The following is a 14263-nucleotide window of genomic DNA, read 5'->3' on the forward strand; positions in this document are numbered from 1 at the left end:
GCATGATGGACTCTTTTTTATATGGTAGGAAAATACTAAGTAATTTTATATTATTTATGATTTTGCACTATAAGGTTACTAACAGATTTACTTATTATATCAAGCGCCTTTGTTACCTTCTCATAAGCTTCACGCTTACAAACCCATCGCTGTAATATAGGCTGTCTGTCAATCCTCCCTCCATATAACTCTCGAAATGGTCCATGCATATACTCCATTCTAGCAACCTCTTCTCCCTCATGTAACCAAATTCTTGTATTTTCAGGTGAAGGACTCCAGTTAAATAAATCATTCCATAAAGTGCTAGGAGAAATTAAAAAACTTTGATTCATAAAGTTAGACATTCCACCTGTTCCATATGTCATCTGAGCATCTGCCCATTCTAATTCATCAAAAGGATCATATCGCTCCAAATTATTAAAAGCAAACGAACGACCACTGAATAATCCACTTTGTTTTTCTTGCAAAAAGTAATCTTCTTCGTTTCTTAAAAATTGATTATAAATAAATTTCACATCACTGTAAGAGCTATATGTCAATAATACAGCTCCTAACACTACTTCATCCTCTTTTATACCTGCTTTTACATTTCCTAATAAGCGTTGCTCGAGATTCGACCTACCTTCTTCCAGATATTTATCCAACACTGTATCAATTACCCACGCTTCCTTATCAATAGCAGGAGTAGGTGTATCTAAAAGAATAAAAGGATCATCTCCTGTTAGTAGTGCCTGTGCAAGTCTCATAGTCGATAAATTGTTCCATTTACCACAATATAATTCATAGTACAGAATATCCATCACTTTACGTTTTTCTATTCTTTCACGATATTGCATTTCACCACTATCTATTTTCACTTCACTTATATTTAGTTGAAAATCAGTAGTCATGTTCAAGTAATTATTTAGTTTTTTTTCTAAATCAATTAAAGGTTCTTTTGTTACAGCCCTTAAATAATCAAAGATATTTGACGCTGCCCTAGTCCCCTGCAATAAATGTAAAGCTCCTTGTTGAATACTCGGAATTTCCATTAATCGGTTACCACTACTTTTCATTTCCTTCAATATATCCTGATTTGTGTGTTCTTTGAAATTCAAATTTGGAATTTCTATACCGCTCGTTTCTTTTAACGTATTATAAACAACCCATGCTTGCATCTTTAAAGTAAGTACGTCACTATCATAGCAATGCTTTACGAAGTTAGAGATATAACTAAATGATTCTGGATTAGAACGTGCTATTCGTTCTGCAATTAAAAGAAACCATTCCTTTATTCTTATTTCTGAATTCTCCAAATCTTCCCCTAAAAGATCAAATTCTGTAGGCTCAATTTGAAAAATTGTCCATATTCCTCGTATAGCTAATTCAATTCTAGAAGAATTATTTGATTGTAAAACATCCATTAAATATTTCATGGCGAAACTTTGCCATGTTTTCGGTGTATCTACTACAGATTCTGGTAAATCAATACACTTTAATCCTGGGATATTTCCATTACCATTCAGCCAAATAAAGTGGGTCTCAAGCTTTTGAATACATCCGTCTTGAACAGCTTCCACTCCTATACTTTTAGCTCTAGAAAAACAAAGTGGGTCTAACATTTCATGAACACTTTCAATCCAGTAATCTTTATTATATTGGATATTTGAAATCATTTTTTTTATGATAATCCATCTTTCACTGTCTTCATATAATGGAATAATAGCCTTATATGCTTCCAAGATCCCAGTAGTAGTCCACTCTATCTCTTTACTAATGAGTAGATCTCTAAGACGATTTAAGTAATAAAGATATTCTGCTGGTCGTTCTTCTTCAAGTCTACTACAAATTAAAATAAAACTTCTCCATACACTATTCAATTCATACGAATCTGTATTTCCCGCCTTATCATAAATATGATTAATTACGCTCTCAATATCTTCAGACTGAATTTTTGCTTTTAATATTTCCCATTCTTCATTTCTCTGTTCATCTTCTTGACCACTAAACCATCTATTTGGAAGCCTATATCTTTCCCTATCTCCTGTCGAATAGTATTCCGCATGCCCAAGTCCCTTGAGTTTTTCACCAATATTTGAAAATCCTTCTCTTTCTGCAGCCCTGAGTATAGCTTCTTTTAAATCTTCTAAATAGATTCTATCTATTTCTTTTTTCCAATTTAATAACCCAATTCCGATTCCCCAGAAGGTTAGAGCGTTTTTTTCGGTCAATTCAACTGTTTCTAACATACTGATAATACCATTAATTAGCATGTGCGGATTATCTAACAAATTATTTGTTACATTTTTCGCCTTATAGAAACACCACATATCTTCAACACCAGATTTTGCCACAGCTGTAATAAAAGCATTCATCAAATAAATCTCTATACGATTATCTCCCACTACAGAGGCTTCTTGAGATAACTCCAAGAGTTTCTTCCCTTCATTTTTCCATGATATAGGTGTTACACCTGATAATTCTTCAAACCAAGGAATGAATTCTTCAAGTACATATTCTTTATGCCCAACGTAACTTATAAGACCCCATTTTCTACGAGCTTGTGCTTGTTGTACCTTTTCTGTAAAACCGGTTTCAACAGCAATTTTTGTCATATCATCCACGATCCTAATTCGCTCTGCAACACCCAAACTCCAAACATTCCCAGAAGGACCAATTCTATAGTCAAACCATTCATTTAATAATTGAAACTCATTACGTCTATATAAATAGCTCCATCCTACTGAAAGCATATAATTAATTGGATATTTATCTTTACAGTAATCCCTAATGAACTCATAACAAGCACTGTTATAGACCCCTCCAGCCTTTGTACAACATTCTATTAATAATTCAATTAAAGACTTTGTAATATAATCTAAGTTATAACTAACTCTTTCATTAGGTGGTATCTGCATTACTAGTAAGTTTAGCATTTGTAAAACATCTTTAACTGAAATAACTTCTAATGTTGAGGGGGAGACTTCTTTTAGTAAAACACTTAGCCATTTTGAAACTGATGCTGAAACATTTAATAAGATTCTTAAATGTTTCATTCCTCTATCACTTGATCTCTCTTTAAAAAAATGAGTAGTTCCTTCTTGACTAATTCCTCCACTCACTCTTTCTTTTTTTGTCCATCCCAAAATAAAGCTCACCATAATGTAGAGAACAGGATGATCTTCATCATATTTATCCTTTGCTGCATCTAAAATACCAAACCCTAAATCTTCTACTTCTTTAGTCCACTTTATATATAATTCCTGATTTCCTAACAATAAAGCATATACACCAGCTTTGATTTTAAAGGAAATAGGGGTATTCTCATCATTCCCTAGTCTCCTTAGAAATAACGCGATTTCTCTCCATTTTCTTTCTTTACCTAAGAGTTCTAAACAGGTTTCAAGGTCATGCCAAAACATCCATTTAGTAATTTTAAGAGAGTGAAACAGCCTCATTATTCCCCCGATTTTAATAGCTTCTTTAACATAGCTACCAAAGAATAACGCTATAGCGTTTTCTCCTATTTCATCTAACTGATCTATATCAACACTAAAAGTCAAACCTGTATGTTGTGAAACTTTTCCAAATCCTCTCAATATACTCTCTGTCTCATTATCAATTCCACTATGTTTTTCTTGATTAGAATATTTTTCAGATAAAATTGATACTACATTATTTGGGGAAATGCCAGTAAACCAGCGCTCCATTAACCCCCTAGCACGAACTAATTCTCGTTCATTTATAAGTCTTTCAGCATCCCGAATCACACCTGAAATTATATCTAAATCCCAAGTTTCTATATTCTTTACTCTACCTTCTGTAAGAAGCAACGGAGGAATTGATTTGTTAAAATCCAACTCTTCTCCTGTCCAATCAATAGACCTTTTGAACTGTTTTAGCGTTAAGATTGCGGAATCAAGTATCTGCAAATTTTTCCAATCCACTGTTTCTGACAAATTAAATAATGCACTTTTACATTGTTCCTGAAGCTCATTTATCGGTCTTTCTAAAGCGATTCCTTCCATTACATATTGGGGAGTAAAAACTTTCGCTTTATCTGAAGATCTTCCACTTATTTCAAACAAATCAAATAAGTTATAATGGCGTACAAAACCTTTTCCCTCAGCATGCCAGTAATAATCAGCCATATTGCTAGCAACTTCTTTTAACAAAACATGTTCCCCTTTTATCTGTCTCATTAGATGGACACGAACATCATTGTGAGTAACTCTAAAACCTCCATTTTCTTCTGTAACAAGTGGTCGCAATTTTCTAAAAAAATCGCCCCAGATCACGGGTGAAAAGTGATGTTCTTTAAATATTTCAGATAAATCGTTACCATTTAACCTTTCACTTGCCAATGCTAAACAAACAGCTAACCTTTTACCTAGAAATGGCTGAATTTCATTTATTTCTCTAACTGCACTTTTCCAAATTGTTTCATAATAAACTGAAATACCATTATGAAGCTCTCTTCTTAAAAGAATCTGCTGCAACTCCTCAGCACTTTTGCATTCCTTAGCTTCATGAATAGCAAAAATTGCAGAAAGTGTATTCCCTTTAGCAACACTATCAACTACTCTCGCTGCTAAATCTAGTTCACTTTCAGCTAAATTCGTTTTACTAGATATCATTAGTCGAATGTCTTCTTCCTTAATTCCTTCTATATGCCAATGAGCGATATCTGCTCTTAAGTCTCTTAACCATATTGGATAATTCTCGTAAGCAACACTAGGTTGTCCAACAATTAAAAACCTTACTTCTTTTGGAACTTCTTCAGGAGGCACTAAAGTACTTAAAAAAGTTTCAGTATTCATTCCAGCTCTTGCAGCATGATCAATTCCATCAATTGCTATTACAGTCGGAGTACCTCTTTCTTCACCATTTATTTTTGCAAGCCGAAGCACATTACTTCTCAATTGTTCTACTGTTAAAAAGTCACTAAAAATTGGAACATTATACTTCGATAAACGGCCTTTAAATAATATTCTTATTTGAGAAAGCAAATCACTCCATAGTGCCCTTGCAGTCACTGTTTTACCAATATCCGCTGGCAAAATAGGTGAATTAGGTGTAATTGTTTTAAATGCATGATACCGTAAATCAATTGCTGAATTCCTTTTATTTGCCAGAGCACTAACCACACTGGTTTTTCCTTTACCTGGATCACCAGTTAAAAAGATAATTCTTTTTTCACCATTCTTCAGATAAACTTCTAATTCGTCTAACAATTTTTGTCTACTCGAAAAAAATGGATACGGAGGAAGTAAATTATGTTCTCCTACTGTTACCTGTGATTGAATACTCAGTGTTTCAAACACAGTTTCTCTATCGACTTCTTCTTTTTCTCCTCGCAAAGTTGTAGCCCATTTGCGTAATGCTGAATCTAATGCATTTTTTATAGGTTGTGCTTGATTTTCATCTACCCCAAACGTCTTAGCTATTTTATCAACTAAATTCGCTTCTACTTGCTCCAGCTCTGGTTGTTCGGATTCAATTTTTAACGCTCGCATAAAGTTATATTTTTCTTCATCATTAAGCTCTGACAATTCCGTTAGCCAAAGCTTCCAAGCCTCTTTCCAACCTTTTTTCACTTCCACTTTATCAATTGATTTTCCCTCCTGAAGTTGCTTTGTTATCAATTCCCAAAACTCCTTAAGAGGTGGCCTTATGTAACAAACATCTTCTGTAAGTTTTGCAGGGGCTTCTCTTTTTCCAGATTTCCTATTTGTATATAAGACAGGTTCAGTTTCTCCAAAATTACTATGGGCTTCTTTCCAAGCTACCGAAAGCGTCTTTAAAAGTGACTGTTTCTTTTCACTGAAAGATATCATATCCCCAAAAGTAATTGTATCATCTACACGGGTGTGCTTAATTTGAATACACTTTGTTTTATCATTATCATATTTAACTACAACATCATCTAGCCCTTGAGCTTCACGTGATTGTAATGTTACTGACTTAATATTATTATCTAAATTAAGCATGTCCATAATATACAACAATCCAATTGACCATTCATACCAATATGGATCACCACTACCCGCTGTAGGATTATTACTTTTACTCATTTTAGCTCCCCCTATCCATTACTGGTTTCTCGAATCCATTTCTTTTAATTCAATAAATTTTAACCTATTTCTAAATATCATATTATTAATACAGAACTCTTTTTATAGTATAACTCATACTATAAAAGACTAACATTATAATTACCACTCAAAGTTTATTAATAATTTTTTATAAACAGATAAACAAGAACCGCCACTATTTAGCAAAAAGTAACTTATTAAATATATTCTATTCTAGATTATCCAATTAATAATTTTGAGAAATTCAGCCTCTTTCCCCCTTAACACCATAACTATAATTCATACTCTATCTTTAAATCCCAAAGCAAATGCAAATGAATGTTTTAATGTATAAAATTATTAAATTATAATACTAATTTTTCATCAATTCGAAACCTAGATTTTTATATTTAGAAAAAATTAATCATCAATGGGCTTTTGCGATGACCGTACTACCTGAATATCAAAATTATGGTATTGAAAGAGTTCTTGTAGAAACGTTAATTAATTGGGCTAAAAATAACAGTAAGATTGAAAAAGTTCGTCTTGAGGTAATGGAAGATAATTTAGGTGCAATCCAGTTATATAAGAATCTAGGCTTCTTTGAAGAGGAGAGAAAAGCAAAGGTTGTAAAATTGGATGACGGCTATCAAGATTTAATATTAATGGCTTTATTCGTTTGAAATTGAACATTATTCAACAATCTGGCCATTTAATGGAGCAATGAAAAAAGTCTAATTTCTCAGCATTTGGCTTTTTTTATTTTGAATTTCCCTTAACGTTGTAAATCTGCATTTTTCTGACTCTATCCCATGATTCATCTATTTTTTCAGCGATTTTAAAATGGAAAAGATTATTGTTTAGAACGGTGTTGCACCCATTAGTACTAGGAACAGACTGATGCTGGAAATTTTAGCAGTACGGGCTTAGAAATGACTTTATCCACTATAGAAATTTCCGTATTAATTCTGACTTAAATGCAATAAAGGGTATGATTGTTGAACAAGAAGTAAAGGAGTAATACATATTAGTCATGACTAATATGTATTACTCCTTATTTTTTTATGACTTTTTTTGATTTAGGTCTTGATAATGTAGATGAAACAATTTTTATTGTCACTGTACAAAAAGAATCTATTTCTTTTAAAAGAAATAGTAATTATTATGAATCCTATCCACGAATGTGCAACAGCTGTCAATGTTCATCGATTCATTCCACATGCGATTATCCAAGTATAAGCGAAAATAAATGAATTTATCATCGCAACACAAACTGTAGGGAATACACCAAGTAATCATTCCAAAAAACAGCAATCCGATCCATCTACGAAGAAGTTAATGGACAGTTCTCCAATCCAGATATTGTTCAAACACTTTATGATTGTGGAGTAATAGCGCAAAGCCGTTCCCTAATCTTAGTGTTGTCCTTTATAAAACTAGTCCTCATAAACTGAATAACTAAAATCAACATAATCATCTATTGGTAAGTCTTCACCTGGACGGTCTAATCCCCAACCACAACGTTGATAATCCGTGCCACCGTCTACGAAAATGGCTTTACACTTACATGAATTAAAATCATGTCGATGTTTGGATTCAATGATGTCATTACATTTTTTGCACCGTAGCTTATTTACTAATATTTTTCGTATTGCCATTATATAACACCCCTATACTCACTTAACTTATCTTGATACTCAACTATATTCATCACCATTTTTTAAACCTTCATACATGTTTAATCGCGAAATTTCATGGTTACCAAGATAACATTGTTCTACATAGTTAGCAAAAGTTTGCGGCGGTAAACTTGAAAATCAAAATATTAACCCCTTTGGGTAGCTGAGTAGTTACAAATATTGTATAAAATAGAAACTTAAGTATGTTAAAGAAGACTCCATTTTAATTAATCTTTTTCAAAATGGGTTCTTCTTATTTACTATAAAATACGAGTTATAAAATACTTTTGATCAAACCTTATTTCAAATTCATACTAATAAGTATCTGTATCAACAAAAAGAGAAAATCTCTTAGCGATTTTCTCTTTTCATTAGTAGTCTAAATATTCTTCAACTTCTTTAATTAATTGGGCTGGCGTAACTCTTAAAGTTCTAGCTAAGGAAAATAGAGTATTTATTGTAGGTTTTCTTTTTCCTCTTTCTAAAAGACTTATATATGTTCTATCTAGTCCAGATTGAAAGGCTAACTCCTCTTGACTTAATTGCAAATTAGTCCGGTGTCTATTTAATACAATTCCAAATGCTTGCTCAATCTTCAAGAGATCACTCTCCTATTAGTTCTAGACTAATTTTGAGAGAGTAAATCTTTTTGTTCTACAGACTATAGTCTACATTTCTCGTGTAATATATAATTAATTTAATTTCATTTTATTATTGAACTTTGAAGAATATAGCTGTTTATTACTAAAAAAGTTAAGTGTTAGGAGTGAAATTATATGTCTGATGTGATTCAAGGATTATATCATCGGATATTTGAATTAGAGCTAATGCTAGAAATTGAAAAATGGGAGAGAATTCCAATTGAAAAAAAGTTGAAATTAGAAATTGAAAAGAAAAAGGAAATAGAACGATTATTACAATTTGATTGGAATTTAACTAACAAGCTAGATGTATATTATGTCGAATTAATTGAAAATATGCTAGCAGAAGCTAAACATCAGAATGATATATTGAAAGAACACTGTTATAAGTTGGAGGATAAAGTAATTCACTTAAATAAACGACTTTACATCACAGAGCAAAAAAAGAAAAGATACCTGAGAAGCTATCAAGAATGTCTTCAAGAAAAACATATTTTAAAATATGATGTATGTCAGAGTAACATTCAGGTTAAAAAGTTAAATGAGAAACTGGAATATTTTTATACTAATAATGACAATCTAAGTATGTCAACTCGAGAAAATATGTGTGATATCCTTAAACAAGTTAACGAAATGTGTTACTCTTTAAAATTAATGGGAAGAGCTAAAATTAGAAGAGTTGATACTATTATTAAAATTAAGAACAAACTAGGAGAATATGAAACATTATTTTATATCAACAACAGGTTGCTAGACCAAGAAGTAAAGGAGTTTTGTATTAAAATTAATAATATTCTTAATGATTGGGGAAATTATTACAGAGGATATAAGTGGAGAGAAACAGCAAAAGAGATTGAAGATCATGAGCTTTATCAAATAGCTGAATTTAGTAGTAGTTTAAAATACATAACGCTCTACAAACTATTTAATAGTAGTTCAAATTCTATAATGCATATTGACAATGTTTATAAGCTTTTAATTAACAAACTTGTTATTTCAACTGATTATAGATTGTCCAAATTCAGAAAAGAAATTGAGTTTTTAGTCGAAAACGAAAAATTTGAAAATGATATGTTTATTATAGATAGAATTTATCCAGGCGATATTTTTTGTTACGAGAATGACTTCAGAAATTTAGATTATAATTTCACTTTCATGAAAACATATAAAAAAGCAAAAATTTTATATATTTTTGGAGATCATAGCACCAAAACATATAAAGTAGGTATTACATTTAGTTCATTATCTAGGCGTTTTATAGAAGCAGAAGAAGCTTATAATTTTCGATTTCCTAATGGAACTTTTAAGAAATTGAAAATTATATTAAATAATAATGCATTTAACCTAGAGCTGTATGTAAAGAAAAAATTCATTAATAAAAGGCATTTATTATTTCATTCTACAGAATGGTTTACCCTCCAAGATAATGAAGTTTCTTATTTTTTAAATGAAGAATATTTACAAGATGAGGAGTTTATGAAAATCTATAATTATAAATTCTAAAAATAATAAAATACGTAATGTAATAAAATTAACATTAATGCTATGTCTTATAATTTTGGAATGTACCAATAAAAAATAGTGCATTAATGTTAATTGTAATTATCGGAACAATTTTACAATTATTATGGATAAGTCTAGTGCAGATAGATTGATTATTCTTTATTTATAGGTGAATTATTCGCAAACGTTAAGTAACTTCAGTAATATATAATAAAATTGATTCTTGAGTTACTTGACGTTCACGTTAATAATTCCCCCCTTCTCTCTTTAAAAGCTGTTTCCTCCTCCAAATAAATCTTAGGATATATGGGATTATCTAATAGTTTATTTACAAATGAAAGGTAGATAATATTTAATACTTACTTTTTCATTATAGTTATTTGTCGTAGTTGCCTGTCGATGCAGACAACTACTTATGTGTTATCAATAGAGAACTTTATTAACATATTTCAAATCAGTTCTTTTGTAGAAATCTACGTTTCCTTTCATACTCTCCACTTTTAAGACAATTTTCAATTTTTTCTGCTAAATACCTTTTTATTGGTATTAACTTTATACCCAATGTTGCTTTTTCTACTATTGACAAAATAGTTCTCCATTCAGCCGCTTCAACATCTCCAAATATTACATCAGCTGAATATACTCCACCATTTTTTATCCAATAGATTTTTGAAAAAGCTTCTCTACTTTGATTCAATGAAAGGTACGACAATAAAACCTTTTCAAGCAATTCAGTTCTTGAATTTCTCACTATATCAACAACCACGTTCATTTTAACCTGATTATTATAATTGGATTTTACATAATTCAGCAGGAATCTATCTGCTTTTAATTGGTGTGTATCTTTTAAATCTCTAAAAAAGTTGTTACAAAAATGTTCAAGTATACCTAAGTAAAATTCCTTTTCAATTACTTCATCGAATACCCTTATTAACTGATTTTCTATATTTTCAATTTCCCAAATGCAGCTCAAATTTACTTTCTCCTTCTCAAATCTTCCATCAGCTACATTATAAAGTGTATTAACAAAATCCACCAAAAAACTCGGATTAGTCTTTAGTATATTAAGCAACCCTTTTCCATCATAATCAAAATGATTGCTTAATTTATTTTGTTGTAAATAAGCCTCTTTAATGATCCCAATATCGTCACCTAATTTATCAAAATATTTTATAAATACATCCCTCAACACATATAACTTAACTACTCCCATAGAATTTTTTTCAACAATAGTTTTAAGCATTTCTTCAAATAGATTTGGCTGGATTTTTAGAAACTTCTCTAGTCCGTCAAAATAGATTGTAACATTTTCTTCCGTTGCACTTATTGAATTCATAATTGCTTTTTGAATTTCATGATTTATTAAAGAGTCATGAATATTTTCAAAGAAAGCAAATTCCCATTGTATCTTATGTTGAAATGACTCATCTAGCATTAAACCCCAAATTTGATTCACTCGTTTCTGAGTGTTAAGTTGATTATAAAAAACTGCTCTTGGAATATAATTTATTATATTGTTTTCTTTAATGATCAATTGTAAAATATGCAATCCTAGTTCAAAACTATTAAGACAATTTTCTTCAATAACAATATCCATTACTTTATTATGAGACCAATTATCCCTAATTTTGTCTTTAAGATACACAAAATCATCATAAAATATTTTTATTTCCTCTTTAGAATGGAATGTAAATGAAGACCTTATCTCCGCTTCCTTTAATCTTTCATACTCCTTCCAATCCTCAAATTGATACACTTCTTTATCACGTAATCTATTCCAATCTATTTTTAAAAACCTTTCATATGTTGAATTTGTAAATTTTTCAATAAGGCTAGGAAAAATAGGATTTAATACTGAATTTCGCTTACACCGTCTTATATAGTCTTGTACATAACGGCAGTTGTCAAAGGACTCATTAGTAAAATACTTATCAATAATCCCTAGAATAAAAGGAATATCAAACTCCATAATCTCTTTAACTGTTTTATAGTTATCTAAGTAGCTCTGGAGTACTTCAAATGTTTTATTAGGATTAGATGTAAAATGAGTATCCAAAGCATGCCAAATCTTTGCTCGGAACTCTTGTATTGGTTTTATACTTCTTAATTGATAATCGTACCAATAGACAGTATAATTTCTACCTCCTTTACTATGGTGGAATTGAAATTCTAAAAAAGTCTTCGCTAACTCATAAAATGCAGTCGAATAGAGTTGATCCCCTTCATTTAAACCTCTAAGTAATAAATCAAATAGTACTTCTTGCCTATAATACCCCGTTATTTCATCATCTCTATCAAATGTAAGTACTTCTCTAATTTTGTGAATCAGCTCTGGTAAATGTTGTGGGTATTTTCGAGTAAATTCAAAAGCTAACTCTATAGCATCTTTAAAACTTGAAATTGGTCTAAAAAACTCGCCTAACAACTCAATGATTTCATTTCTATTGTAAGAAAATGCATTATTTTTATACTCTACTTTATACTCTTCAACACCTACTACTGGTAAATCAGCAATTTTATCATAGACAAACTCTAAAGATTGGTTTTCCAAGTAGATCCAAAAGATTGATAGGAACTTATATGCTTTCTTTTCATCAGATTTTATAGTATTCCAGTGTTCTATTAATTCTGATTTCAATTTAGTCATTACATTTTTAGGACCAAATGTATTGTTTGCTGAAATAATACATTCCCTAAATCGATCCTCATTTGCATCAAAGTATTTTTTCAACAAAATCCCAAATGAAAGTAAATTATCCTTAATAAAGGATCGATAGAAGAAATATGTTGACAAGTTTTGCTCAGGAATTTTCACATGTTCAAATTGAATTTCAATTAATTCCCATTTATCAAGCTTATCTATTGCATCAATAAAATCATAATAATTAATTTCGAAATCACTCAATATATTTGTTACTAATTCTTTATCCTTATATGGGATTGTATAAAAGAATGCAATAAGTCCTAAACACCGAATATGTAAATCATTTTCAAATTCTGCTTGATCTTGAATAAAGGTTGAAAAATAAATTTCAAAAAGATCTGACGCATCAGATAAAATCTCCAAATTTTTCTCTTGTTTTGCCAACAATGCCGCCATTATAGCTAACCTTGGATTACCATCTGCAATTCTAACTATCTCTCGTTGATAATCTGAGTTTAATATTTCAAATGAATCAGCCTTTATTATTTCAATAATTTGTTCATCATTAAGTTTTGGAACATTAATATGTTGCGGCAAAAATTCATTGCACCTTCTATCTATTTCTTGTAAAGCATAATCCCTTACTGTAATAACAATTTTAAGGTTTCCTTTCCTTGAACTACGATAAAATCCTTTAATTTGATCAAAACTATCTATTCGGTTAGCATCATCAACAAATAAAATATAATCTTTATCCTCCTTTAAATGATGGAACAAGTCCTCAAGTAAAGTGTGATTTTTGTAAGAAACACAAAATGCATTAAACGTTTTATTCTCTTTTACAAATTCTTTTATAGTCTCAATCGCTAGTTTGGTTTTTCCTACACCAGGAGCACCTGTTAATATTATAAAATCCAAATCAGCTAGAGCATTTTTTAGAGCACTAACTTCATTTTCACGATGTAGAAATTTATTGTCCAATGGGGTCGATATCCGATTTGAAGCTCTATTATATTCCTCAATAAATCTTCCAATTGATACAATTTGTCCTGTATCTAATGGCAATCCCAAATATTGATTAGCTAAATCTCTATGGTTTAAATGTAATTCTATAGCCAATGAATTCAACGTTACCATTGTTAATATAATTTTTGTTTTAGACAATAATTCTTTTAATTCCTGTATTTCTGATGCCTTCAAATTAAAATTAATACATAAAATTATTTCTGCTATATCTGAAATGGGGACTCCAGTTTTTTCTTCATCGAGACATTTTTGGATATCCTCCCCCAATTTTTTTACCCCTGAAGTAATATTAGTGGAATATTCAACAAATATATACTTTCCATTTGACAATAAAAAGAACGAATCAGGCGTCCCTTTTCTAGTTTTCTGTTTCCCACTCTGACTTCCCGTTCTAGAAAAAGCTGTATAATTTTCGTTACGCATCGCAAGATAACCATCACAAAGCTCCTGAAATACTGTCTCATTGATTTCAATCAAACCATTTTCTATAGATTGAAGTCTACTCATTAAAAAAACTCCTTCTCACTCTAAATTTCATGAATAAATTAATCTTTTCATATTAGATGTATACATAATTATCACATATTACCAACTACATCCATTATAATGGATGTAGTTGGTAATATGTGATAAACATAAAATTATAAATATTAATTTTGATAATTTTGCAAACAACCCAAGAGAGATTTCTTCTTTGGTCCTAAATTCTTACCTTTT

5 protein-coding genes and 1 pseudogene are annotated in these 14263 nt (G+C 30.6%); 2 read left to right on the top strand and 4 right to left on the bottom strand.

The window, feature by feature from the left end:
* Positions 1-50 precede the first annotated feature (50 nt).
* Entirely contained in the window at positions 51-6053 is a 6003-nt protein-coding gene (locus QCI79_RS02000) for an ATP-binding protein (protein WP_021728395.1), read from the bottom strand.
* 413 nt (positions 6054-6466) lie between these two features.
* Between QCI79_RS02000 and QCI79_RS02005 the strand changes: the two are divergent.
* Positions 6467-6736, top strand: a pseudogene (locus tag QCI79_RS02005) (GNAT family N-acetyltransferase); the annotation flags it as partial.
* Between the two features lie 753 nt (positions 6737-7489).
* Here the strand turns inward: QCI79_RS02005 and QCI79_RS02010 are convergent.
* Together QCI79_RS02010 and QCI79_RS02015 are read right to left on the bottom strand one after the other, a co-directional pair.
* Positions 7490-7711: a DUF7695 domain-containing protein gene (locus tag QCI79_RS02010; protein ID WP_021728393.1), complete on the bottom strand. Its 222-nt coding sequence runs from the start codon at positions 7709-7711 to the stop codon at positions 7490-7492.
* Positions 7712-8103: 392 nt separating this feature from the next.
* Entirely contained in the window at positions 8104-8331 is a 228-nt protein-coding gene (locus QCI79_RS02015) for a helix-turn-helix domain-containing protein (RefSeq protein WP_021728392.1), read from the bottom strand.
* Between the two features lie 177 nt (positions 8332-8508).
* On the opposite strand from QCI79_RS02015, the gene QCI79_RS02020 reads away from it, so the two are divergent.
* The gene (locus QCI79_RS02020; RefSeq protein ID WP_021728391.1) at positions 8509-9876 is read left to right on the top strand and encodes a GIY-YIG nuclease family protein; all 1368 of its coding nucleotides are present in this window, start codon (positions 8509-8511) and stop codon (positions 9874-9876) included.
* Between the two features lie 454 nt (positions 9877-10330).
* On the opposite strand, the gene QCI79_RS02025 is transcribed toward QCI79_RS02020, so the two are convergent.
* A complete protein-coding gene (locus QCI79_RS02025) occupies positions 10331-14053 on the bottom strand; it encodes an nSTAND3 domain-containing NTPase (RefSeq protein WP_042991544.1) in 3723 nt (1240 codons plus the stop codon).
* Positions 14054-14263 lie beyond the last annotated feature (210 nt).

This window comes from Bacillus cereus group sp. MG1 (assembly GCF_040460035.1).
Classification (GTDB): domain Bacteria; phylum Bacillota; class Bacilli; order Bacillales; family Bacillaceae_G; genus Bacillus_A; species Bacillus_A cereus.